20 protein-coding genes are annotated in these 25534 nt (G+C 34.5%); 15 read left to right on the top strand and 5 right to left on the bottom strand.

Annotated elements, in window-relative coordinates:
- Positions 1-223: 223 nt before the first annotated feature.
- Genes JHE06_RS11515 through istA form a run of 3 tightly spaced genes read right to left on the bottom strand, consistent with a single transcriptional unit; the run spans position 224 to position 2717 of the window.
- Positions 224-424: a hypothetical protein gene (locus tag JHE06_RS11515; protein ID WP_201088441.1), complete on the bottom strand. Its 201-nt coding sequence runs from the start codon at positions 422-424 to the stop codon at positions 224-226.
- A complete protein-coding gene (gene istB, locus JHE06_RS11510) occupies positions 421-1173 on the bottom strand; it encodes an IS21-like element helper ATPase IstB (protein ID WP_201088440.1) in 753 nt (250 codons plus the stop codon). Before istB ends, JHE06_RS11515 begins: the two co-directional genes overlap by 4 nt.
- A complete protein-coding gene (gene istA, locus JHE06_RS11505) occupies positions 1170-2717 on the bottom strand; it encodes an IS21 family transposase (protein ID WP_201088439.1) in 1548 nt (515 codons plus the stop codon). Before istA ends, istB begins: the two co-directional genes overlap by 4 nt.
- A 321-nt stretch (positions 2718-3038) precedes the next feature.
- Here istA and JHE06_RS11500 point away from each other — a divergent pair, with 321 nt between their 5' ends.
- From JHE06_RS11500 to JHE06_RS11445, 12 genes are all read left to right on the top strand, one after another.
- Positions 3039-3602, top strand: a complete 564-nt coding sequence (locus tag JHE06_RS11500) for a restriction endonuclease subunit S (RefSeq protein ID WP_201088864.1) — start codon at positions 3039-3041, stop codon at positions 3600-3602.
- Between the two features lie 19 nt (positions 3603-3621).
- Entirely contained in the window at positions 3622-5217 is a 1596-nt protein-coding gene (locus JHE06_RS11495) for a type I restriction-modification system subunit M (RefSeq protein ID WP_201088863.1), read from the top strand.
- On the top strand, positions 5207-6448 hold the full coding sequence (locus JHE06_RS11490; protein WP_201088862.1) for a restriction endonuclease subunit S: 1242 nt from the start codon (positions 5207-5209) through the stop codon (positions 6446-6448). The genes JHE06_RS11495 and JHE06_RS11490 overlap by 11 nt, the downstream gene beginning before the upstream one ends.
- Positions 6449-6461: 13 nt before the next feature.
- Positions 6462-9632, top strand: coding sequence for a type I restriction endonuclease subunit R (locus tag JHE06_RS11485; RefSeq protein ID WP_201088861.1), 3171 nt, complete (start codon positions 6462-6464; stop codon positions 9630-9632).
- Positions 9633-9650: 18 nt separating this feature from the next.
- On the top strand, positions 9651-10643 hold the full coding sequence (locus tag JHE06_RS11480) for a virulence RhuM family protein (RefSeq protein ID WP_236253514.1): 993 nt from the start codon (positions 9651-9653) through the stop codon (positions 10641-10643).
- 457 nt (positions 10644-11100) lie between these two features.
- Positions 11101-11592, top strand: a complete 492-nt coding sequence (locus JHE06_RS11475) for a hypothetical protein (RefSeq protein ID WP_201088860.1) — start codon at positions 11101-11103, stop codon at positions 11590-11592.
- A gap of 140 nt (positions 11593-11732) precedes the next feature.
- Positions 11733-12026, top strand: a complete 294-nt coding sequence (locus JHE06_RS11470) for a bacteriocin immunity protein (RefSeq protein WP_201088859.1) — start codon at positions 11733-11735, stop codon at positions 12024-12026.
- A gap of 558 nt (positions 12027-12584) precedes the next feature.
- Positions 12585-13370, top strand: coding sequence for a MurR/RpiR family transcriptional regulator (locus JHE06_RS11465; protein WP_201088858.1), 786 nt, complete (start codon positions 12585-12587; stop codon positions 13368-13370).
- A gap of 113 nt (positions 13371-13483) precedes the next feature.
- The gene (locus tag JHE06_RS11460; protein WP_201088857.1) at positions 13484-14914 is read left to right on the top strand and encodes a glycoside hydrolase family 1 protein; all 1431 of its coding nucleotides are present in this window, start codon (positions 13484-13486) and stop codon (positions 14912-14914) included.
- Positions 14915-14944: 30 nt separating this feature from the next.
- Positions 14945-16396, top strand: coding sequence for a M81 family metallopeptidase (locus JHE06_RS11455; RefSeq protein WP_201088856.1), 1452 nt, complete (start codon positions 14945-14947; stop codon positions 16394-16396).
- Between the two features lie 35 nt (positions 16397-16431).
- A complete protein-coding gene (locus JHE06_RS11450; protein WP_201090071.1) occupies positions 16432-17805 on the top strand; it encodes a M24 family metallopeptidase in 1374 nt (457 codons plus the stop codon).
- A 170-nt stretch (positions 17806-17975) separates the two neighbouring features.
- Positions 17976-19400 carry a PTS transporter subunit EIIC gene (locus tag JHE06_RS11445; RefSeq protein ID WP_201088855.1) on the top strand — a complete coding sequence of 475 codons (1425 nt, stop codon included), beginning with the start codon at positions 17976-17978 and terminating at the stop codon, positions 19398-19400.
- 242 nt (positions 19401-19642) lie between these two features.
- Here JHE06_RS11445 and JHE06_RS11440 read toward each other — a convergent pair whose 3' ends face one another.
- Together JHE06_RS11440 and JHE06_RS11435 are read right to left on the bottom strand one after the other, a co-directional pair.
- Positions 19643-21109 carry a PTS transporter subunit EIIC gene (locus JHE06_RS11440; protein WP_201088854.1) on the bottom strand — a complete coding sequence of 489 codons (1467 nt, stop codon included), beginning with the start codon at positions 21107-21109 and terminating at the stop codon, positions 19643-19645.
- Between the two features lie 170 nt (positions 21110-21279).
- Entirely contained in the window at positions 21280-22686 is a 1407-nt protein-coding gene (locus tag JHE06_RS11435; RefSeq protein ID WP_201088853.1) for a glycoside hydrolase family 1 protein, read from the bottom strand.
- A gap of 190 nt (positions 22687-22876) precedes the next feature.
- Between JHE06_RS11435 and JHE06_RS11430 the strand changes: the two genes are divergently transcribed.
- From JHE06_RS11430 to JHE06_RS11420, 3 genes are all read left to right on the top strand, one after another.
- The gene (locus JHE06_RS11430; RefSeq protein ID WP_201088852.1) at positions 22877-24049 is read left to right on the top strand and encodes an MFS transporter; all 1173 of its coding nucleotides are present in this window, start codon (positions 22877-22879) and stop codon (positions 24047-24049) included.
- Positions 24046-24741 carry a FadR/GntR family transcriptional regulator gene (locus JHE06_RS11425; RefSeq protein WP_201088851.1) on the top strand — a complete coding sequence of 232 codons (696 nt, stop codon included), beginning with the start codon at positions 24046-24048 and terminating at the stop codon, positions 24739-24741. The genes JHE06_RS11430 and JHE06_RS11425 overlap by 4 nt, the downstream gene beginning before the upstream one ends.
- Positions 24742-25270: 529 nt before the next feature.
- Positions 25271-25480: a hypothetical protein gene (locus tag JHE06_RS11420; protein ID WP_201088850.1), complete on the top strand. Its 210-nt coding sequence runs from the start codon at positions 25271-25273 to the stop codon at positions 25478-25480.
- Positions 25481-25534: the final 54 nt, after the last annotated feature.

The following is a 25534-nucleotide window of genomic DNA, read 5'->3' as shown; positions in this document are numbered from 1 at the left end:
TTCTGTAGTATTTAAAAATTAATGATAAAGGTGATATCCGCCACTGGAAATTACCGGTAGCGCCATAAATATTACCATCTATTGACATAAATATTGCCACTGAATGCCACGTAAATTACCAATAAGAAACAAAAGGAAAATAATGACCACAAATACCTGTATCGAAGGCATTTGTGGTCGTTATTTTATAGTTATAGTTGAACTCGAGGTGGTAATGGTTCATTTAATCTATAGAATCTGGATTAGTGACTTTCTGAATAATTTCAATCGCTAATTGGACAAGCTCATCTTCGGAGATTTGTTCCTCTGTATCCCACATGGCTTGTAAGAGGGTTATATCAATCAAATTTGTGAGCTCTTCTGAAGCTGTATAACGATAATAAAAATCGGTAATTCGCCTAGTAACTGACTCTGAAAGCATCATAGTGTACCCACCAATCCATGACGTTCTCGCATGGATATTTCCCCATCTATCATTAATTGAATAGAATTATGAACAATTCGATCCATAATCGCCTCAGCTACAGTACCATTACCGAGTCTTTGCGTCCATCCTTGCGGATCTATTTGAGAACAAAAAATAGTTGATTTGAGTTTGTATCTCATTTCTACAATTTCAAGGACCAAAGCAGCTTGTTCTGGTGAAATATCAATTAATAACCATTCGTCAATGATAAGCAAATCTACTTTTGAGAGTTTTTTAATACTTTTTCGATAGGAGTCGTCATTTCTATGTTGTTCTAATAGAAGTTCGTCTAACAGTTCAGGAAGACGTAGATATTTTACGGTGTGGTGTTGGCGGCATGCGGAGACCCCAAAAGCCTGAGCCAGAAAACTTTTCCCCGCACCTGTTGGCCCTTTTATAATCAGATTATTTGTTTGACGAATGTAATTACAGCTGGACAATTCCATAATGCCTGTCTTATCCAATTTTCGATCTTCATGGTATTCAATATCCTCAATACAAGCTAGAGAATCCTGGAAGTTTGCGCTTCTAATGAGTCTTTTTAAGGTGTTCGATTTACGCCGGTCATATTCATGATCAATTAAAATCTGGAAACGTTCTTCAAAACTCATTTTTTGAAACTCAGAGATATTTTCCTGATGTTGATAGCCTTCAACCATACCTGATAACTTCATTGAGATCATCTTACTTATTGTTTGTTCATTCATTTGCTTTTTCCTCCCCAATAATCTTTGCCACGAGTGAATCCAAACTCTTCATGCAATGAAACATCTTTTTCGAGTGCTTTTTCAGCATCTTTTTTCTTAATTGCTTTCAACTGATTTTGTATTAATTTGACCGTAGGTCGATTTGTAATACTTAAGATTTCTTTGCATGCTCTTTCAAACTCATACTTCGTGTACCGGCGTGAACTATTTTTTAAGGCGAAAATAGAAGAAAGTGCTTGTCGCTCTACTTGATAAGTGTCCAGAAGATATTGAATAATGCGTAATGTATTTTCTCCAATAGATTCCGCCCATTTTAAAGCATTTTCTGGTGTTTGTTCGATATAAAGTTTATGATTGTCTGGCATATGGTCTTTGCTGGTGGATAACTGTCCAAATTTCCCATATAATCGAGAGTGTGTAGCTACTCGCATATGTTTGAAGTACACTTCAATAAGATGTTCGGAAACCCTTACATCTACTGGTTTTGCAATGTATTCATATGGAACAGAGTAGAATCTATTCTCAATACTGATATGATAATCTGGGCGAACTTTGGCGGTTCTCCATTCAGCCATTTTATATGGTTTTAATGGAAGAGGAGAAAGGGCAAATTTTTCCTCTTCTTCAAATGCTGAAAAGCGAGTGCCTTTCTTTTTAGAAAAGTCTCTATGATTAAATTCTTCCAACTTTTTTGCAACTTTTTGATTCAATTCATCTAACGTAAAACATTGTTCATTTCTCAAGGCTGCTATAATCCATGTAGAGAGGGTACCAACGGATCCCTCAACAGAAGCTTTGTCTTTTGGAGCCCGAACTCTAGCCGGCATACATATAGTGCCGTAGTAATCACACATTTCTCGATAAGTCGGATTCAAAACAAGTTCTTTCAGCGTATGACGGGTAACAGACGTTTTTAAATTATCAGGTATAACAATCTGAGTTCTACCCCCGAAGTATTGAAAAGCACGGTTGTGCGCTCCAATCCAAGCGTTTAAATCCATAGATAAGGTTGCCTCAGCGTAAGATAGCTGACTACAAGGAAGGGTCGAGACAAAAACGTAAGCTTTTATTTTTTCACCAGTATCTCGGTCAGTGATAAAAGCGGTTGAGCCAGCCCAGTCCACCTCCATTATTTCTCCAGGTTTTCTCCTAACCCTTAGGGTTGCTTTGTATTTATCTGCATAAGATTTATAGTGACGCAGAAAAGAACGGTAAGCATAAGGAATTTTACCATTTGCACGACAACTAACTTCATACTCATAATGAAGTAGAGATAATGTCACATTAGGTTTAGCCAACTCTTTATGAACCTGATCGAAATCAATCATGCCATAACCAGAGTTTTCAATTGACTTGTGTGGATACAAAAACTCTTCTATCCACTGATCATCCATTTCATCTAACAAGGGGGACTCTAGTCCCTTGTCTTTAGCCAACTGAAGAATTTCAGTGACTTTTGGTCGACCGTGGCCTGTACTTGCAGAAATAGCGCGCAAGCTCAAGCCTTCATCAGCCAGTTCTAATATTTTTTGATATTGAATCATACAAAAAAAACCTCCTATATAATGTTTTTGCACTATAAAGTGCTTCTTCATTATATGGAAGATACTGTTGTTTTAGTTAACTATTATCCAAGATGGTAACTTCATTGGCAATAGGCGGTAATTTCTGTGGCAGTGGCTGGTAACAATTATGTCGTTACTGGTAATTTAGCCTGGCGGATATCATAAAGGATTTGAAATCCGAAAATAATATTTGTAATTTCGTTAAATTACTTATTAAATATTGACTAATTTCTAATATATGTTATCATTCAAACATGGGTTCTTCGTAATTCGTTTAAATTACTAACAAGGAGATTAGTTATGAAGTTTGAAAAAATAGTACAGATAAACGTTGGACAAAATATCTCTAGATTTAAAGGGAAACAAAGTGATCGTTCAGGTATTTATACTAATGAGGATTTAATTGGTGATTTGCAAGAAGGTTTAAGGAATTTGGCGACTAAAGCTGATACAAGTCTTTCTCAAAAGGATAAGTACCAATTATTCCCAGGAGACATTTTGTATAGTTTTGTAAGTTCCAAAGCAGGGATTGTTAGTAATAAGAATACAGGAAAATTGTTTAATCAGAACTTTGCAAAACTGACATTGCTATCTGACGAAATAGACTCAAAATACATATGCTATATTTTGAATGAATCAGTAAGTATAAAGAAGCAAATGGCCATTTTAATGCAAGGCAGCGTTGTTCCGAAGCTAACTCCAGCAATTTTACGTGAAATTGATATTAAACTCCCAAATAAAGATACGCAGTCAGTTATTGGAACCAGCTACTTTAACTTAAATAGGTATCAATACTTAACTGAATTAGAGACAGATCTAAATAGAAGAATATATTTAGAAATGCTAAAAAAATTAGATGTTTAAAGAAAAGAGGAATTAAATTATGGAGAACAATTTAAATCAGAAATTATTTAGTGCAGCAGATAACCTTCGCAGCAAAATGGATGCATCAGAATATAAGAACTACTTATTAGGGCTGATTTTCTACAAATACCTTTCTGATAAATTATTGCAAAAAGTGGTGGAGTTAGCGGATGAGTCATTAGAAAAATATGCTACTACAGATAAACAAACAGCTCTTTATCAAGAGTTGTTATCTGATGAAGAATCCAAAGAAGACTTGATTGCAACGATCGTTGATACCTTAGGCTATGATATTGAGCCAGCTTATCTCTTTAATGTGTTAGCAGATCAAGCAAAACAAAATATTTTTCAATTGAATGAACTAAACAAAGCATTCATTCAATTATCGTCGAGCTATAATCAATTTAGTGGATTATTCGATGATGTGGATTTGCAATCAAGAAAATTAGGATCGGATGACCAACAGCGGAATGTCACGATCACGGAAGTTTTAAAGAAATTAAATGATGTTGATGTGATTGGACATCAAGGAGACGTCATAGGAGATGCTTATGAGTTTTTGATCAGTCAATTTGCCTCAGAGGCAGGGAAAAAAGCCGGAGAATTCTATACTCCTCACATGGTGTCAGACATGATGGCGCAAATCGTGACGATCGGTCAAAAAGACAAGCAGCTGTTTAGTATCTTTGACCCAACCATGGGTTCAGGGTCATTAATGTTGAACGTAAGAAATTATTTGAATTACCCGGAAAATGTAAAATACCATGGACAAGAATTAAATACCACAACGTATAACTTAGCCAAGATGAATTTGATTCTGCATGGTGTAGATGCGGAAGACATGGAATTACGTAATGGGGATACGCTAAATAAAGACTGGCCAACTGATGAGCCGTATACGTTTGATTCAGTAGTTATGAATCCTCCTTATTCAGCCAAGTGGTCTGCAGACGATACCTTTTTAGATGATTCGCGCTTTAACCGCTATGGCAAATTAGCACCAAAATCAAAAGCGGATTTCGCTTTTCTTTTACACGGCTATTATCACTTAAAAGAAACAGGCACGATGGCAATCGTTTTGCCGCATGGTGTGTTGTTTAGAGGAGCAGCAGAAGGTGTTATTCGCAAGAAGCTGTTGGAAGATGGCAGTATCTATGCTGTGATTGGAATGCCGGCTAATTTGTTCTTCGGAACTTCTATCCCAACGACCGTTATTATTTTGAAGAAGAACCGAACGAACCGTGATGTTCTATTTATTGATGCCAGCAGCGACTTCATTAAAGAAAAGAATCAGAACAAATTAACTCAAGAAAATATTGAAAAAGTTGTTTCAACTTATAAAGAACGGAAAACTGTTGAAAAATATGCTCATCTAGCAAGCTTTGAAGAAATCAAAGAAAATGACTTTAACTTAAATATTCCACGGTATGTGGACACCTTTGAAGAAGAAGAGCCTATTGATATGGCAGCTATTGGAAAAGAAATAAAAGACATCCGCCAAGAAAAACAAGCTTTAGAAAAGAGTCTTTTCGAAGCGATCTCTTCGTTGCAAGTAAACTCAGAAAATGCAGAATGGATCAAAGGTGCTTTAGAGGTGTTTAACCATGAAAAATAATAAACAACCAGAGATTCGTTTTCGTGGATTTACTGAGGATTGGGAACAGCGTAAATTTGGAGATTTGCTTGAACCTAAAGATGGAGTACGTCGAGGACCATTTGGAAGTGCTTTAAAAAAAGATATATTTGTCCCTGAAAGTGATTATGTGGTTTATGAGCAACAAAATGCCATTTATAACAATTACGCAACAAGATATAACATCACTAAAGAAAAATTTGAGGAACTTAAAAAATTCTCTTTAACTGAAGGAGATTTTATTATGAGTGGTGCAGGCACAATTGGGAGAATATCTAGAGTACCTAAAGGGATTAAATTAGGTGTATTCAATCAAGCACTTATAAGATTCAGAATTAACAAAGAGCTTACAGATTCTGAATATTTTATCCAGTTTGTTCGTGCTGATAATATGCAAAGAAAGTTGACTGGTGCGAATCCAGGATCAGCAATTACTAATTTGGTACCAATGTCTGATGTGAAACAATGGAGCGTTTTAGTTCCTTCAAAGCAAGAACAAAGGGAAATGGGAGACTTTTTCAAGACAATTGATGATACTATCGCTCTTCATCAGCAAGAACTTACTGCCCTTAAAGAAACCAAACAAGGCTTTCTACAAAAAATGTTCCCAAAAGAGGGGGAGAGGGTTCCTGAAATTCGTTTTCCAGGATTTACTGACGATTGGGAACAGCGGAAGTTAGGTGATATTGCAGATAGTTTTTCTGGTGGAACTCCAACTGCGAATAATAGAGATTACTATAATGGTCATATTCCTTTTATTCGCTCTGGTGAGATTAATTCTGATACAACTGAACTTTTTATAACTGAAGAAGCTATAAAAAATTCATCTGCCAAGCTCGTTAATAATGGAGATATTTTGTATGCTTTATATGGTGCAACCAGCGGAGAAGTTGGTATTTCTAAAATAAATGGTGCAATTAACCAAGCCGTTTTAGCTATAAAACCCAGATTTGGTGATGATTCTTATTTTATATCTCAGTGGTTGAGAAAACAGAAACAGACGATTATAAGCATTTACTTGCAAGGTGGACAAGGAAACTTATCAGGCGGAATAGTAAAGAAATTAATGATTGATATTCCAATTAGTAAAGAAGAACAAATTAAAATAAGTATTTTCTTTAAACAACTCGACAACACTATCGCTCTTCATCAACGTGAGTTAGACCTATTAAAAGAAACCAAAAAAGCATTCTTGCAAAAAATGTTTGTTTAAGGAGATGAATTCAATGAACAAAATCAATCATCGTGATGAAGCTGAAGTTGAAAAGCATCTCATTGATGTGTTGGGAGAAGGGCATAACCAATGGACTTATCGCCCGGATTTGAAATCTGAGGAGGATCTTTGGCAAAACCTGCGCCATAAAATCACGCAAAATAATCTATCTGAAATTGAAGAGCATCCTTTGACCGATAAAGAGTTTGACACCATCAAAACAGAATTGCTTTTGCGTACCCAGACACCGTTTGATGCGGCAAAATGGTTGAAAGGGGAAAATGGCATTTCCCGGATCACGATTGAACGCGAAGACAGGGATTTAGGTTCAGTTTCATTGGTTCTTTATTCTAACCAAGATATTGGCGGCGGCATTTCCAGCTATGAAGTGGTCAATCAGATTGCAAAGAAAGGCAGTAGCGGGGACGCTCGTAATCGTCGTTTTGATGTGACCTTGTTGATCAACGGATTGCCAATTATTCAAATTGAATTGAAGCAAGTGACGGCAAAAGATGGTGTTTACCAAGCGTTTAATCAAATCAAAAAATATGCTGAAGAAGGAATGTTCAGAAATAATATTTTTTCAACTTTACAGTTATTTGTTGTATCCAATGAACAAACTACACGCTACTTTGCCAATGCAATGCCAAAAGACATGCATCGGAAATTCTTATTCAGCTGGCGTACGAGAGACAACAAAAAAGTGGATAATTTATATGAATTCTGCAAACAAGCCTTGAACATCCCAGATGCTCATCGTTTGATTGCACATTATACGATTGTTAGTGAAGACCAAGACAATAAAACGCTGATGGTTTTACATCCGTATCAAGTTCACGCGATTGAAGCGCTCTTTACAGCTGCCAACAAACACCAATCGGGTTACGTGTGGCATGCAACCGGTTCAGGAAAGACCTTGACCAGTTTCGTTTCAACAAAGCTGCTCGCAAGAAAATCAGGCATTGATCGGACGATCATGTTGGTAGACCGGAAAGATTTGGATAACCAAACCACTAGTGAATTTACCAAATTTGCTTCAGAATTTAATACCGGCATATCTTCAGGAAACTCTAAAGCCAATAGCCTGATTGTTGGAACAGGAAGTGCTAAAGAATTAAGCGATACCCTTTTAGCAGATGCCAATTCGAATGTCATCATTGTCACGACCCGTCAAAAGCTGGATGCTGCTTTAAAGTATGCCAACAACCAAGAAGAACAAAAAGGAACGAACCGTTTTCATAAGTTAATGGGTCAGCATATCGTTTTTATTGTCGATGAATGCCATCGTGCGATAAGTGCTGAAAACATGGAAGAGATCAAAGCATTTTTTCCTAATTCTACTTGGTTTGGTTTTACCGGGACGCCTATTTTTAGCGAGAACAAGAAACAAGCTAAAGGACAACTAGCACGAACGACTCATGACCAATATGGAGAAGTCCTACATACGTACACCATAAAAAACGCATTGGAGGATGGCGCTGTCTTAGGATTCCAAGTAGAACATGAAGATACGATCGAACCGACTTCTTTAGACAATAAAATCCATCACCAGTTTCGTGTGAATGAGAAATATGCTGACTATACAACGGAAGCGATCAATAAAGTCATTGATGAGATGGATGACATCAAAAAAGAAAGCTATTTGGAAAGCAGCACATATGAAAATGACGAACATATCCAAAAAGTCATTCATAAACTATTCCGGCCGGATAATGCTTATACAAAATTTGATTTCCGAAATGGAAAACCGACAAAGTCAGCGATTCTAACGACCAGCTCGATTGCCATGGCAAAGAAATACTACAAAGAGATCAAAGAAATGATGAAAAATCCAAATTGGATGGAAAAAGAGTTTCCCAATCATCCGGTTCGAGCAGGACGCACAATGGATGATCCGGATTTTCCGCGAATCGCCATTACCTACTCGCTGGAAGAAAACGCAGGCGATTCCAGTGAACAACAAAAAGAAATGCAAGAGATTATCGAAGAATACAATGCTTATTACAATACGGCATGGAATTTAGCAGAGATTGAGCGGTATAACGGAGATATCAATAACCGATTGGCGCGGAAGCGGGCTGAATTCAAACAATTTGGCCGGCAAGTAGATTTGGTCATTGTTGTGGACCGCTTATTGACAGGTTTTGATGCGCCCACAGTCCAGACTCTTTTTGTGGATCGAAATTTGGAATATGCCGGTTTGATCCAAGCATTTTCTAGAACCAATCGGACGTATCCAGACAAGACTAAAGGAATGATTGTGACTTTCAGGAAACCGGCAACGATGGAAAAGAACGTGGCCGATGCGACTAAATTGTATTCAGAAGCAAAAGAAGAAACAGGGTTGGTTTATCCAACCTATGTGGAATCCAAGAAACGTTTCAAAAAGGCCTATCGAAAAATACAAGAATTTGTACTCGTATCTGATGAGCTGGATGAGCACACTTCTTTAGAAACTCGCGTCGATTACGTCAAAGCCTTTCAAGAGTTGAACAATGCCTATGAATCTCTGGTTACCTATGATGACTACAATGATGATATGGAACAATCATCAGCGCTGCAAGAACAAGTGCATGTCTTAGAAGAACAAGTAGGAGTTTATGAAACGGTCAAAGGATCACTTATCGATATTGAACCGGATCCAGATCAAATAGATCCAGAACTACCAGATTTTTCAGAAATATCCTTTTATACAGACAGTACAATCAAGTTATACGATATTGATTCCGCTTATATCGATCAATTATTAGGGATCTATGCAGCCAATAGTTTAGATGCCAGAGAAGAAATTGAAAAAGCTTTGCAGAAGTTGAACAAGACAGAAAGCGTCAAACAAGTGTATCGACAGATTCTTAATGCGATTGATAAAGAAGAAATTGATGCGAAAGAAGATATTTTCGTGATAAAACGACACTTCTTTACTCAAGCACAGGACCAGTTGATTCAAGATTTTTCCAAAGAGTGGTTTGTATCTCCTGGCGAACTAAGGTCTTCAGTCGTTCAATACATGATTGGGATGGAATCGATTCCTAACCTGAAAGGAATCATTGAAAGCAAGGATTACGAAGCCTATAAAAACCTTCATCCAGAAGTAAAACCCTTTAAGTACCCACAAGCCATGAAGCGAGCCTGGCGAGAAGTATTAGATGAACAAATCTTGCCGCTGGATAATGAATTAAGATAAATGATGGGAGGGAAAAAAGTGGAAGAAATACAATTTTTGCTGTATGAGTCAGACGAAAAAATTGAAGTTGTAATGAAAGATGAAACAATTTGGGCCACCCAAAAAGCAATAGCTGGTTTATTTGATGTAGGTGTTCCAGCCATAAATAAACATCTAAAAAATATATTTGAATCAGGAGAACTTTCTGAAGAACGAACTATTTCCAAAATGGAAATAGTTCAAAACGAAGGAACTAGGAGCGTAAATCGGGAAACTGCATTCTATAATTTGGATGCCATCATTTCAGTTGGTTATCGTGTTAATTCACAAAAAGCAACGAAATTTAGGATTTGGGCAACGGATGTTTTGAAAGATTATATTCAAAAAGGATTTAAAATCGATGTTGAACGAATGAAACAAGGTGAAACAGTTTTTGGTAAAGATTATTTCCGTGAGTTACTGGAAACTGTTCGTTCGATTCGAGCAAGTGAACGTAGGATTTGGCAGCAAATTACTGATATATTTGCAGAGATTTCTTATGATTATGATAAAAACTCGGAGATAACTAAACAGTTTTATGCAACCGTTCAAAATAAGTTTCATTTTGCTATAACTGGCAAAACTGCTGCAGAGATAATTCATGGCAGTGCAGATAAAGAGAAAGACCATATGGGGTTAACAACATGGAGAAATTCTCCGGACGGACGTATCCTGCAATCAGATGTAACTGTGGCTAAAAACTATCTGACTGAAAAGCAAATTCGTAGTTTAGAACGAAACATATCATCTTATTTTGACTATGTAGAACGGCTGTTGGAAGATGAAAAGCCGCTTTCTATGCAAGCTTTTGCTAACAGTATTGATGAATTTTTGAAGTTTAACCGTTATGAAGTATTGGAAGGTCACGGAAGGATATCTGGCAAAAATGCAAAGCAAAAAGCTGTAACAGAGTATAAAGAATTCAATAAAGATCAGAGAATCAATTCAGACTTTGATAAAGAAATCGAAAAAATCCAGCGAGGGTCAGAATGATTTTCAATATTATTGAAGAAAAACATACACATATAAAAATCTATTAATTAACTACGTATAGAGTGTTTACTCAGCATCAGATTAGATTCTGAGTATTTATAAGATAGAGCATCAAGTAACCATTAAACAAGTATTGAGCAATTTGACTGATTTAAAAATAAAGTATACTCTTTAAATCAGTCAACTCGCTAAGCTGAGGCAAAGATTTGTGATACTGATAGCACGTAATGCTATAAAATCTAATATCGCTATAAGCATTAATAGATAGTAGATTTAAGGCATTTTATAACTTTATAAGACATAATAAATCAGTAGTTTGTTTAACCAAAGGCCTTAAGAAAGCTCGTGAAATTAGCCAATTTAAAAGCATTAATACTGGCTCTTTGTCAAATAGGGTCGGTGAGTAAAATTATCCGATTGAATAAAGCTATGGTGAAGGTCTTAAGAAGCTAATTTCTTGAGACCTTCATTTTTTATTTTGAAAGATTATGGTGATTTATTAGTTTCTGTAAAAGAGCAATCTAATAAAATCGAATATCAAGCGAAACAAATTGATTTTGATAATCATTTGAATAAGTATAATTCCTATTTGCATGAACTGTATCGGAGAATAAAACGAGAAGAATGCAATTATTCTGAACAATGTACATTAATGATGAAACGCATTCTTATTTCACTCTGGCTAATGGAAAAAGGACATGTTCCAAATGACTTAGGAGATTGGAGTAAATATGAAGGAAATAGAAGCAAACTAAGTGACATGCAGAAAAATTTTATCTCAGAATATACACCGATTTCATTTAGAAAAATAGGTGAATTTGTTAACCAAATTAATAACGTATTTTATCAAGCTGCAATAAATGTATCAAAGAAATATGATCTAGCTTTTAACGAGGAAAAACATCATCGCATTGTGTCTCTTGTTGATTCTGAAAATATGAACAGATGATTTCCCCATTCAAAAATGCCTGTTTATCGTAATTTCTAAAAGTTGGTTTTTTCAAAATAGAGAAAATCACTTTGTTTTTGCTGTTAATACTAAGATACATAGGCGTATAATCAATATAAAGTCAAAAAGGTGGGTTTAAAATGAAAAATAAATCTAAACAAATTGTACACGATTTTTACAATAGTATTGATCAATCAAATATGGGAGATATTAAAGAAGTCTTGTTAAAAGTGTATACAAAGTTGGATGATTCTAAAGAAAATGCTCCTCTGATTAATCGTCTGGTTAATTTTATTTACTTTACAGGCTTCCATCAAAAATTGCATTTTAAACCAGAACAAGAAAGCATGATTAGAAAACTAAGCAAGATTGGGCAAAATGCTGGACTTAATGGTGTTTATCGCTCTAGCTATGGAGACAAAACACAATTTTGAAGTAAGTTATCGAATATAAAATGAGTTGTATATTAATTATTTTAGAGGTTTATTCAATAGATATATTGCATGTGGTGCAGTATATCTATTTTTTTGCTTAATTTGGTAATTTCAATTTACTGAATCTGTTTAAATAAAAAAATTACAGACAAAATAGTAGGTGTAACGAAGTGAAGCGTGAAATAAAATGTTAATCATGTTTCAAGGTACTTCTCTTAGTAAAATATATCTCTTATGGATGTACAAAAAGTGCCCAAATCTGTTATGGTTAAAGCATCTGAAGTAAACCCAAAAGAAGAATCTTTGCTGGATTCATAGTAAACGTTCTCTGCTGAACAAATTTTTTTTAAATAATTTAGCAAGGATAAATTAAGGTTCACTAGACATAAGTTGTTTTTATGAACAAACTAAAGCATTAATTGAAAACAAATTAATGCGTACTTAAATTTGAACTATGCATAAAGACAGCTCCTGTATATTGAGCATCGCTCTATTATTGATTATATAAATTATTAAGAAAATAGATATAAAATAAGCGTTTAAGAGGTGCGTTATAGAATGAACATTAATAATTTAGGATTGTTAAATAGTTTAGCTGCTATTATTAATGAGGGAGTATATGATAGCGACTATTCAACAACGGAATATATATTGCATAACATTGATAATATACAAAATATAACAGTTAATATGATTATGGACGAAGCTTATGTTTCGCGATCAGCAATAAGGAGGTTTTGTAATAGATTGGGGTACGAGAATTTTAGTGTATTGAAACATTCATTATCAGATATTATTTTTCCCTCTAATATCCATTTACGAGAATTCGAAAATATAGGCAGCTTCAGAAAAAAAGTAACCGAAGGATTATCAAAAATGGTAACTGAAATTAATGAAATAATTACTGATGATATTATTGACAGCTTAGCAAGTTTGATTAATGAACACGAAGGTGTTTCAATGATCAGCGCAAATAATATCAGTGCAAACTTATTAAAATTTCAACAGGAACTATTTTATGCCAAAAAAATCATTAAGATCGTAGATAATTATTTTGATAGGGACGAGATGGACGTTTCTTCTAGAGAAACGAACCTTATAATTGTTGTTTCTGTGTCAGGCATATTTGCAGAAGCAATTAATGACATAATTCGTGAAGTTGATGGAAAAAAAATCCTGATCACTGGTAGTCATGGCGAAGAATATAAAAAAGTATACGATCAAATTATTTATATTAGTAAGAGTGATATTTCTGATGACAAAATGGGTTTGTATGGAAAATATGGAATTACCTACTTTTTTGATTTACTCTCAGAGCATTATATTTTTACGTATAAACAATAATTGTATAAAATATCATAGTCTTAGTGGTTCAAATTCTGAACCACTTTTTTTTTGCGTATAAGTTATGATTAATTTAAGAAAACGTTACCAATAAAATAGATGGGGGTATTATAATGCGAAAGTATTCAGATGTTTTTAGCGATACAGATTTTCTTTGGGGATCAGCAACTGCTGCATACCAATGTGAGGGTGCTTGGAATGAGGATGGTAAAGGAGAAGGCGAGTGGGATTATTTTAATCACCATAGCGTACTCAATATTCATAATGAGGATGGCGATGAGGCGAGCGACTTCTACCATCGATACAAAGAAGACATTGATTTAATGGTAGAAGGAGGACAAAACACATACCGCTTTTCAATTTCTTGGGCTCGAATATTACCTAATGGCACAGGAGAAATCAACCAAAAGGGTATTGATTTTTATAATAATGTCATTAACTATTGTTTAGAAAAAAATGTTGAACCAAATGTTACGCTTTTCCACTATGATTTGCCGCTTAAGTTAGCTGCGCAAGGTGGATGGTTAAACAATAAAATTACTGACTACTTTGATGAATATGCAAAGGTTTGTTTTAAAGAATTTGGAGACAGAGTGAAGATTTGGGCAACCATTAATGAGCCTCGCTACTATAGTTATTGTTCAAATATAGTAGGGAACTATCCACCAAATCGTTATGCAGATATTCAGTCGTATTTTCAATACCAATATAATTTAATGTTGGCAAGTGCTAAAGCAGTCAATTCATTCAAGCAAATGAAGGTCGACGGTATTATCGGCATTGTGCATGATAACGGTAGCGTGGAAATTGATCCAACAGCTGAGAACCAAGAGGAAATATTTAAAATTGCAGATTTCTTTTACAACCGTATGATTTTAGTACCAGCGTTAGAAGGAAAGTTACCTGATGAACTTGAAGAAATGAAGAAGACGTTTAACTTTATGATTTACCACAGTGATAACGATGCAGAAATATTTAGTAAGGGAAAAGGAGACTATTTAGGTCTTAATTTGTATAACAGGCAATATGTGAAGCACTGGGAAAATGGGGAAACAGAAATTTTTCATAATAACAAAGGCGCTGACAGTATGAGCTTAGAAGGTATCCGTCTAAAAGGGTTATTTGAAAGTTCATTTGATAAAGAAGTGAGACGAAATAAATGGGGAAGAGAAATTAACCCTAGAGTTATGCATACAGCTTTATTAGAAATAAAAGAACGATATGGAAATCCATTAATATTGATTGCTGAAAATGGCCATGGAATTTATGAAACTCCTGATGAAAATGGGTATGTAGAAGATGATGAAAGAATAGAAATATTTAATGAATTTTTGGAATATATGTTAAAAGCTAAAGCAGACGGGGTTAATGTAAAAGGCTACTATCACTGGGCAACAATGGATTTATACAGCTGGATCAATGGCTATGAGAAAAGATATGGATTAGTGAGAGTAGATTTTAAAAATGATTTCAAACGTATACCTAAAAAAAGCTATTACTGGTATAAAGACTTCATCAATAATTACAGTAAAAATACTAAATAGTTTCAATTGCTTGGATAGGAAGGTGTTAATGTGAAAGTCTTAATGGGCCACTATACCTTAGAAAGTAACGAACACGTGCGTGGTTTAACTGAATTAGATAGCTTTAATCTCAAATTCGGAGAAAATCTAATCAATTCGATGCATGTAGGAGATATCTTTAACGAGAATAATATTGAGATGATTCCTGCAATCTTTGCCGATGCACATTCGGCTAAAATTGTTAGTCAAGAAGCATATAATTATATTCATGATAAAGCGATGCGAGTCCTTAAAGAGAACTTGCATGAATTAGATGGGATTTTCTTATTCCTTCATGGTGCGAGTAAAGTAGAAAATTTGCCAGAAGGTTCGGGGGAAAGACAGTTATTAAAAGACATTCGTGAAATTACAGGACCATATCTACCTATTTGCGTAGTTATGGATCCGCATGGAAATTTAACCGAAGAATATGTATCCATGATGACGATTGGACGTTGCTATCGACAATCGCCTCATACAGACTTAATAGAAACACACAGAATTGTAGCTAATATGATGGTTGACTTACTGTATAATAAAAAGTCACTAGTCGCTCAATATCGTAAGCTTCCTTTTGTATTAGGTGGGGAAAGAAGCGTTTCAACTGATGAACCAATGGTCTCTATTAATAAAAAGTTAGACGAAATAGAAAACGATAGTAGAATTTTAAGTGCTTCTTTCCATGTAGGTTATTTAAGACATGATAACTTTGCTGCAGGTTCTGGTTTAATAATTGTACCTTCTGATATGAAATACAAAGATTACGCACAAGAAGCATTGGATGATTTATATGAGTTTTGTGTTGGTAAATACAATGAGTTTAAATACCACGGCAATGCATTAGAAATAAAAGAGACGATTAAAGAATCTACTGAGTCTGAATATAAACATGTCGTTGTTACTGATTCTGGAGATAATGTGACGTCAGGAGCAATTGGAGATAACACCTATTTATTAAATGAGTATTTGTCTCTTGAAGATTATAATGATAAGAATTTGTTGTTTGCTGGAATTACTGATAATAAATTATTTAATTTGATAAACCGAAATGACAATAAGGATTATTTTGATATTGAATTAGGAACAAATACAGACGAATTATCAAGGAAAATAAAGTTAACGGTTAAGATCAAAAATAAAGGAGTTCTCCAACAAACCTTTGGTGATAAAGACAATTATGGAGATACGCTGACATTATCAGTTAAAGGAAAACCAATTGATATAGTATTAATTGATAAGTCTGTTAGTTTTGCTGAAATGCATCAATTTGATGCTGCTAATATTGAGTTGAATGACTACAATATAGTTGTAGTGAAACAAGGATATATTTTCCCGGAATTAAAAGAGTATTGTAACTATTCAATCATGGCTTTAACTGACGGGACTACAAACCAGCAAACTGAGAACATTATATTTAAACAAATAATGCGTCCAATGCTGCCTTTTGACAAACTTAATTATTAATGATAGATAGTAAATACAAATAAAGGGTGATTACTATTCCTGCAAATGTAAAAAAAACACAATTACCAAATGCTGATAATTCAGGCGAAGTGATTTCACTTACAGATAGCACGATAGAAGAAAGACGCAATAAAGTATTGAACTTAATGAAAGAAAAAGAGATTACTTCTTTAGTTATATATGCTGACAAAGAGCATGGGAGCAACTTTGAATATTTAGTAGGATTTGTTCCAAGATTTGAAGAAGCGTTACTGGTATTAAATATTGACGGTACAAGTACATTGGTTTTGGGAAATGAAAATTTTAATAAAGCACAATACTCACGCATTAAATCTGCTAGTAAAAAGTGTTCTCTATTTTCATTACCAAATCAACCGATGGAAGAACTAAGTGAACTAGAGGAGATTCTTTCTGAAATTAGCATGGATACCACAGGGAAACTAGGAATTGTTGGTTGGAAATTGATACCTGGAATGAAGACTTACTTCGATATTCCTGAATTTATCGTTATGGCGTTAACTTCTGTAGTAGATAGAGAAAAATTAATGAACGCCACAGATTTATTTATAAGTCCAAAATATGGTGCAAGAATCACAAATAATGCAAATGAAATTGCACATTATGAGTATGGGGCATCTTTAGCTTCAGATGGAGTTCTTGAAGCAATGAACTCTCTGGAGATAAATAAAAGCGAAACTGAAGTTGGTGAAATTCTAAATAAACAGGGACAATACAATAGTGTGGTAACAATTGCTGCTTTTGGAGAACGATTTATTAAGGGAAATCTTTATCCTACTGATAATATTTTAAAGAAAAAAGACAAGGTTTCGTTAACGGTAGCCTATCGAGGAGGATTATCAAGTAGATCTGGCTACGCTGTAGAAAATTTTGCGGAGCTTGAAGAAGTCGATAAAAATTATTTTTCAGAAGTTATAGTGCCTTACTTTAATGCATACCATCACTGGCTAATGAATATTAAAATTGGGAAAAGTGCTGGAGAATTTTATAATCAATTTGAAGAGTATTATCCACAGAAAAAATTTGGTTGGTCACTTTGTCCAGGGCATTTAACTGCAGAAGAAGAATGGTTATCTTCACCTTTTTATAAAAATTCGGATGCAACAATCCAATCGGGAATGATTTTTCAAATTGATTTTATTCCATCTCAACCAAACCATAATAGCGTCTCTGCTGAAAGTACCATAGTATTGGCAGATAAAGAGCTTCGTAATGAAATAAAACAAGAATACCCAAAATTATGGATGAGAATTGAAAATAGAAGGAAATACATGCGTGAAGAACTAACTATTCATTTAACTGATGAAGTTCTACCTTTGACAAGTACTGTGGGCTACTATAGACCGTTTCTTTTAAATAAAGATTATTCTTTATGTATGAACGAAAAATAATTATTTTATTTATGGTAACTCCTCTCCTTTGAGGAGTTTATCTTCTAATGAATTTGTAACCGATTACAAAACACGTGAAATGTTAACTGTTATTTGAAGTTAAAAGCAACGGTAAAAACTAGCAGTAGCGCATTGAAGCATAGCGCTAAAAGAAATAGGAGGGAAAACAAATGAAATACATGGAGATGTCAAAAAAAGTAGTAGAAAACATTGGCGGAGTTGAAAATATTCAAAACGTTGGTCATTGTGCAACTAGATTAAGAATTAATGTAAAGGATGAAAGCTTAGTAAATGGAGAAGCTTTAACGAATTTAGATGGATCACTTGGATATGTTTTCAAAAATGGACAAGTACAGTTGATCATTGGAGCGAACGTAAACGAAGCCTATAATGATTTTGTTAAAATTTCTGGATTCAGTACTCAAGTAGATGAAAGCACCGAACATACGGAACTTAAAGAAAATAAGAAAAAGAACTTTATGTATTATGTTAACCTTGTAGGTGGGTTTAGTGCAGAGATTTTCATGCCTATTGTACCGGCTTTAATAACAGGTGGTGTGATTTTAGCAGCTAATAACTTTATGATTAATTATTTAGGTGTCTCTCCAGAAAGTGGTACGGCTACAATAATTTTAGCAATTTTTAGTGCAGCGTTCTCTATGTTACCTATTTATTTAGGTTTTACTACTGCAAAGAAATTAAACCTTCCACCAATCATGGGAGCTTTCTTAGGAGCAATTTTAGTAAGCACGTCTATTAGCGGAGTAGAAGGTCTCGACTTCTTTGGAATTCCAGTTACGTCAGTTGATTACAGTGGCAGCATATTGCCAATAGTCATAGGCGTCGGATTTATGTACTATATAGATAAATATTTAGACAAACTGATACCTGAATTTATTAAGTATTTCCTCAAACCATTCTTAACGATGCTTATCGTGGTACCTTTTACATTAATTGTATTTGGACCAATCGGAACTGTTCTTAGTACTCATGTAGGTAATTTTGTTGTTTGGTTAATGGATTCAGCTGGTTTTATTGCCTTGCCAGTATTGTCTGCTTTATATCCTTATATGGTCATGTTGGGTTTAGACAAAGCTATCATGCCAATTGGATTTAATGCAGTCGCAACCTTAGGATATGACCCAGTAGTCATGGTTATGGGCTTTATTTCAAACTTAGCTGTTGGCGCTTCTGCTTTAGCTGTAAGCAGATCCGTTAAAGAAAACAAAGAAAAAAGTGGAGCTCTTTTCTCATTTGGACTTACAGGTCTGCTCGGTATTACTGAACCAGCATTTTATGGTGCACTAATAGGCCGTCCAAAAGCATTAATTGGTACTGCAATTGGAGCCGCTGCTGGAGGTTTAGTTGGAGGGATTTTCCTATTGAAAAGTTATGTTATGGGAGGGGCACCAGGATTATTTACATTATTATTTTTCTTGGCTCCAGATGGAACAATGGGTAATATGATCTTAGCAGTCATTACGGCTGCTGTCACTATTGGGGTTTCGTTTGTTGCGACAAAAGTTATTTTGCGACAAGATGTTAAAAAAAAGCAGTTAAAAGAAGAAATCTTAACAACAAGCGAAAATAACTGAATGATTAAAAGGTTGGAACAAAAAGTAAATTTGTAAAAATAGGCCTTACTAAAAATCGCAAACAAATTAAAAATAAAACTCCGGAATTTTTTTAAAAGTTTTGCTAAAGCTCTAGTCTATTGCCATAGGCCTAGAGCTTTTTTAGTTAGTTTGCAATAAAACAAAAACACAATCTCTATTTATATCAATGATGTTTTCGTTGATATAAATAAAATTGTGTTTTTGAAGGTAAATTTTTACTGTTATATCTTACTACTTTGTAAGGTAGCAGTTGCAGGTTCTTTTTTTTGTTCCTTCTCGGTAGTTGGTAAATCTTCAAATCCTAAAATATAGGTGAGTGCAACTCCTCCAATGAAAGCAGCTAAACAACCAATGATATAATAGACAAATACCTTTGTTCCAAATGCAGCATACGTAAACATCGTTAAAATTCCATTATTTGCAAATGCGTCGCCGTAAACGCCGCCAAATCCCATAATCGCTCCACCAATAGCACCACTAATAACTGCAGCTACCATAGGTCTTTTAAGTCTTAAGTTTGCACCATAGATGGCAGGTTCTGTTATTCCGACTAAAATTGCGGAAATAAATGCAGATAGGGCAACGTTTTTCAAAGCAGCATTTTTTGTTTTTAGCATAACAGCTAAAACCGCTCCGCCTTGTGCAAAGTTTGCAGCTCCTGCAAAGGCTAAAAGGTTTTGTTTGCCCATTATTGCAATATCATTTAATCCAACAGGTAACAGGGCTCTATGAGCTCCTAGGACAACTAGTACACCCCACAGACCGCCTACAAGTGCTCCTCCAAGCGTTGCGTTGAAACTAATAATACTGTTGTAAACAAGTTGGATGATATTGCCAGCATAAATTCCAATTGGACCAGTAACAACAAGCATGACTGGCACCATAACAATAAGGGAAATACCTGGTACTAGAATGATTTGTACAACTTCTGGAATGATTTTCTTAAGTGCTCTTTCTAAAAAGGCTAGTACAATAATAGAAATAACAATAGGGATAACAGATTCTACATAACTGAATACTCGTAATGTATCTCCAGAACCCCAGGCTCCTTTGATAACTGGCAATCCGAAAATTGTAGTATTTGTTGTATAATCCATCATGATAGCTTCAACTTGTGGATAAACTAAGAAAGCTCCCAACGTCATCCCTATAAACGGATTCGTTTTCAATGCTCGAGAGGTGGTATATGCTAAGAATATAGGCATAAAATAAAATACTACTTGACTGGCAGCAAATAAGAGCACATACGTATCTGAATTTGTAATGTCTAGGCCATAATAATTACCTAACAACATGTTAGCAGCTGTTAATAAACCTTTTATTAATCCAGCTGCCGCAATAACTGGTACAATAGGCGTAAAAATTTCAGAAAGGATTCTTAAGATTTTGTTCCCAAATTTTTCATTGCTATCGTTTTCAGCAAAATTTTCTTCATCAACCTTATAACCTAATTGATTTATAACCTCATTATATACTTTTCCAACTTTATTACCGATAACGACTTGATATTGTCCAGTTTTATTCACTGTAGAAATGACTGTTTCAATTGATCGTAGCTCATCTTCATTGGCTAATTCATCATTTTTTAGAACAAATCTCAAACGAGTCATACAATGAGTAACATTACTTATATTTGATTTTCCACCAACATTCTCAATAATGTCTTGAGCAATTTTTTCAAAATCCATAAACTCTACATCCTCTCTTATTCAACTCCCAGTGTACAACTACTACTTTATACGTTTTATCTTATTGTTGTACAACATAACTTGTTTCCTGAGCACTCATTTTAATGAACAGTTAGAAATAAACGATGGTTAAGATTTGATTTCTTTCTATCTAGTTTGGCTTGCCTATATTAATCTGATAAGCCATTATCTTCAATTACTTTTTGATAAAAGTAAAAACTATCTTTTTTGATTCTTGCCAAATCCTTTAAATCATGATCTTTTCTGTTTACATAAACAAATCCGTACCGTTTTTTGAACCCTTGGTGAGAGCTTAAAATGTCAATTACTGCCCAAGGACAATAACCAAATAGCTCTACGCCGTCTGCAATTGCATCGTTGCAAGCAGCAATGTGTTCTTTAATATAATCAATACGATAATCGTCATGGACTTTTCCGTCTTCAGTAAGTGTATCAGGTGTCCCTAAGCCATTTTCTGTAATGATGAGTGGAAGTCTGTAGCGATTATAGTATTCGTTCAATACTAAGCGAAGTCCCATTGGATCAATTTGAGCACCGTATTCACTTGCTTGTAAATGAGGGTTTTTCTCAATTTTAAAGTAACCATATAAATCATAGTCTATTTCATTTATTTTCGTGCCAAAAGGGTGTTCTTCGGTTTCTGGTAGGTAACTCGCAACCAATGTCCGATAGTAATTAACCGCAATCAAATCTGGTTTTGCACGTTTTAAAATTTCTTCATCTTCTGGCTGCCTTACGGGACTAATTCCTGTTTTTTCTAAATATTCCTTGTAATATCCAGGATAATCACCATAACAATACATGTCTAACGCATAATTTGTTTTAAAATTATCATTCATTTTTGCTGCCCAAATATCCATTGGTTTATTGGAAGCAGGGTACGTCATAGTTGAAGAGACAGCTGGGCCGACTTTTCCGCCTTCAACAAGTTCGTGACAAGCATTTGTTGCTAATGCATGAGCAACGAACATATGGTAATCCATCTGTGCACGTACTCTTTCAGCATCTTCAGCTGGAACATCGTACATATTCATTCGTTCATTCACACGGACCATCAAATTTTGTTCATTGTTTACTTGCCAATGTTTAACTCTATCTCCGAATGCTTTGTAACAAATTTTCGTAAATCGTTCAAATGCATAAACACATCTTCTGTCTTCCCAACCATTGTATTTTTCAGCTAATGAAAATGGCAAATCAAAATGATACAACGTAACAAATGGAAGAATTTCATTTTCAAGTAATAAGTCGATTACTTTATTATAAAATTCAACTCCTTTTTCATTCACTTTACCATCACCATCCGGGATAATTCTTGCCCAGGAAATAGAAAAACGATATGTCTTCATTCCAAGTTCTTTCATCAAAGAAATATCTTCTTCATAACGATGATAGAAATCGCTTGCTACTTTTGTGTCTGCTTGTGCCTCTGACTTTTGGAATGAATTATAATCTGCCACGGACATTCCTTTGCCGTCTTCATCCCAAGCTCCTTCTATTTGAAAGGCAGAGGAAGAAGCTCCCCACCAAAAGTTTTCTGGAAAATGATTTTTCATAATTGTTATTCCTTTCTTTAAGTTAATCATTGTAAGGGCTTCACTTCATGGATCTAATCAAAATTATAGCACGATTATTAAAATAATCAACACTAATTTTGTAATTTTTATACCGAATAATTGAAAAAAACATAAATTTGGTATATTATTATGATAATATAAATACCAATATATTAAAGGAGTACTATGAATGAGTATAAAGAAGAAACAAACTTCCTTACTTTTAACCATTATTGTTTTATTTTGGTTTGCGCAATATGTCTATATCCCTTATCAAACTCCTTATTTGAATTCCATTCATTTATCCAGTAATGCAATAGGAATTATTATTGGAGCATATGGGATTTCACAGATGCTTCTTCGGTTACCTATTGGAATTTTAGCAGATAAAAAGGGAAAGCATACATTGTTGATTTTTATTGGAGCATTGTCTTCAGGCCTTGCTTCTTTATTTAGAATGTTTCTTCCAAATGGAATAGGTTTTCTCATAGGTAATTTATTTTCAGGGTTAGCGAGTGCTATGTGGATTTCATTTATGGTGCTCTTTATGAGCTATTACTCTTATAATGAGCAGCAAAAAGCTACAGGAAAACTGATCTTTGCAAATAATTTAGGGATGCTAGGCGGTTTTGTAATGAGCACCTTACTATACGACAGAGTGGGTATGGTAGTAATCTGTTTATTTAGCGTGATTGCAGGCTTTGTTGGAGCATTCTTAGCTTTGTTTTTGAAAAGACCAAACAGACAAAACCGAACTTCATATTCAACTATAGATCTGTTGGATGTCTGTAAGAATAATAAATTATTACTATTCTCATTATTAGCCTTGATTCAGCAAGGAATACAGATGTCTACTACAATGTCTTTTACTACTCAAATTGTAAGGGATTTAGGAGCATCTAACCTAGCTGTTGGATTGACCTCCATCGTCTACATGATGGCAGCAGTTCTTTCAGCTGTCATCGGCTCCAAACCAAACTTTTATAAAAGGTTCACGTTTGATCGTTCTATACCAACTGTGTTTTTATTGCTATTTCTTTATTGCTTATTTATTCCTCTCACAAATTCGGTTTTTATGATTTGCTTATTGCAGATCTTACCGGGACTTTCGACAGGGATACTATTTTCATCTTTAACAACTGAAGCGATGACTGAAGTTCCTGATGACAAAAAATCTACTGCTATGGGTTTCTTCCAAGCAGTGTATGCAATAGGAATGAGTACATTTCCTTTAATTAGTGGATACATCAACACGCATTTTTCAATACAAGCTGCTTTTTTATTTCTTGGATGTACGAGCATAGTTGGAGTAGTTGCTTCAAAATGGTATTATAAAAGAAAAAAGATAGGTGAGTATGCTTGAACAAAAATCTAAAAGCGTATAAAGTAATGCAAAATATTCGCGAGCATATTTTGGATGGAACATACCCAATTGACTCATTATTACCTAGTGAAAGAGAACTATCTGAAATGTTCAAAGTAAGTAGAATGCCCATTCGAGATGCTTTAGAAGAGCTGGAAAAAGAACAAAGTATCGCAAAAACTGAATCGAATAAATGGATGGTAAAAGGGTATAAAAAAGTCTCGTTATTCTCAGAAGTTGAGCCTTTAGAAGAGGTGAATTTAAAAAATATCATAATGGAAAGTCTGAAAGCACGGCAATTAGTTGAAAGTGAAGGAGCAAAGTTGGCTGCTCGATTTGCTACTGAAGAGGATATTAAGGAAATGAGGTTATATTTAAATAACTCGATTATAGAATTAGAAAATTTTGTGGATTTAAAAGATCCTAATTATAAAGAAGCCGATTTTCAATTCCATTTATCTGTAGCCAAAGCTAGTCATAACCCTTTGTTTTCGTCTTATTTGACATCCATTAAAGAAATCGTGCATATGCATCAATATTTAAGTATGAAGTATAGAACGACAATTCAAGATTTTGGACAACATCATATTGAACTCTTTCAAGCGATTAATGATAGAAATGAAGACAAGGCTTATAATCTGATGTACAAGCATTTAGGAAATGTCATACAACTGATTACAGCTAGCTACTAGTTAAGTCAAGTCGTAGGAGACTTTTGAGCCTAGTGATTTCTTGAATGTGATATTTTGTTAGACAATGTTTTTGTTTGGGTGTACAAAAAGAACGAGATACCCTTAAAAATGCTATTCTAGAAAAATAAAAATTTTTTTTACTTAGTGTGTTTAGGCCTCTAGTACAGAATATAGTTTAAGTTCTGTTTGTAAGGCAACTGCTGCTAAAAGGTTTCTAAAGGCGTTAAATAAATTGAAGCCAATTGAATACACTCATCCAATTTAAGGATTTCGATTCTATAAAGGATATTTATAGGAGTGCGCTGTTTAGGAAAGTAAGTACTATTAGTGGTGTATAAAGAATATTTAACACAAAAAAATGTAGCTGATGATTGTGTTTTCGAGAATCTTGGTGAACCGTATTTTATGCAGTTCTTTTTTTGTTCACCAGCTCATGTTATAATAAGGGACTCGGAAAAGTACTACTGTTACTTTGAACGGATGCCAATAAAAGCCTCCGCCTAACGATAAAACATGGAGGTATAAGAGAATGAATAAACGATGGACTATTGGTGAGATTGAAAAATTTGTTGAGAGCAATTCGGAAAGTACGTTGCTGTCGACAGAATATTACGGTTTTTCTAAAAAATTACTATTTAAATGTGCTTGTGGCAGCAATTTTGAAAAAACATTTACGAAGTTTAAAAATAAAAATCAACGCAAGTGTGATACTTGTCAACCTCCGAAGGAACCACGCTAAACAGATAGCGAATAAACATTCGAATACGCAGATGAGGTTGAGACTGTTGTCCCA

This window comes from Carnobacterium sp. CS13, from assembly GCF_016653495.1.
In the GTDB taxonomy this organism is placed as follows: Bacteria; Bacillota; Bacilli; order Lactobacillales; family Carnobacteriaceae; genus Carnobacterium_A; species Carnobacterium_A antarcticum.
Note: the sequence above shows the minus strand (reverse complement) of the source record. Positions and strands in the feature narration are given on the sequence as shown.

What these genes read in the sequence shown, in the direction of transcription:
- JHE06_RS11485 (WP_201088861.1), top strand. Translation starts at nt 6,462, where the DNA reads ATGAACAAAATCAATCATCGTGATGAAGCTGAAGTTGAAAAGCATCTC.
- JHE06_RS11465 (WP_201088858.1), top strand. Translation starts at nt 12,585, where the DNA reads ATGAACATTAATAATTTAGGATTGTTAAATAGTTTAGCTGCTATTATT.
- JHE06_RS11470 (WP_201088859.1), top strand. Translation starts at nt 11,733, where the DNA reads ATGAAAAATAAATCTAAACAAATTGTACACGATTTTTACAATAGTATT.
- JHE06_RS11495 (WP_201088863.1), top strand. Translation starts at nt 3,622, where the DNA reads ATGGAGAACAATTTAAATCAGAAATTATTTAGTGCAGCAGATAACCTT.
- istB (WP_201088440.1), bottom strand. Translation starts at nt 1,173, where the DNA reads ATGAATGAACAAACAATAAGTAAGATGATCTCAATGAAGTTATCAGGT.
- JHE06_RS11445 (WP_201088855.1), top strand. Translation starts at nt 17,976, where the DNA reads ATGAAATACATGGAGATGTCAAAAAAAGTAGTAGAAAACATTGGCGGA.
- JHE06_RS11435 (WP_201088853.1), bottom strand. Translation starts at nt 22,686, where the DNA reads ATGAAAAATCATTTTCCAGAAAACTTTTGGTGGGGAGCTTCTTCCTCT.
- JHE06_RS11430 (WP_201088852.1), top strand. Translation starts at nt 22,877, where the DNA reads ATGAGTATAAAGAAGAAACAAACTTCCTTACTTTTAACCATTATTGTT.
- JHE06_RS11420 (WP_201088850.1), top strand. Translation starts at nt 25,271, where the DNA reads ATGAATAAACGATGGACTATTGGTGAGATTGAAAAATTTGTTGAGAGC.
- istA (WP_201088439.1), bottom strand. Translation starts at nt 2,717, where the DNA reads ATGATTCAATATCAAAAAATATTAGAACTGGCTGATGAAGGCTTGAGC.
- JHE06_RS11460 (WP_201088857.1), top strand. Translation starts at nt 13,484, where the DNA reads ATGCGAAAGTATTCAGATGTTTTTAGCGATACAGATTTTCTTTGGGGA.
- JHE06_RS11500 (WP_201088864.1), top strand. Translation starts at nt 3,039, where the DNA reads ATGAAGTTTGAAAAAATAGTACAGATAAACGTTGGACAAAATATCTCT.
- JHE06_RS11440 (WP_201088854.1), bottom strand. Translation starts at nt 21,109, where the DNA reads ATGGATTTTGAAAAAATTGCTCAAGACATTATTGAGAATGTTGGTGGA.
- JHE06_RS11490 (WP_201088862.1), top strand. Translation starts at nt 5,207, where the DNA reads ATGAAAAATAATAAACAACCAGAGATTCGTTTTCGTGGATTTACTGAG.
- JHE06_RS11515 (WP_201088441.1), bottom strand. Translation starts at nt 424, where the DNA reads ATGATGCTTTCAGAGTCAGTTACTAGGCGAATTACCGATTTTTATTAT.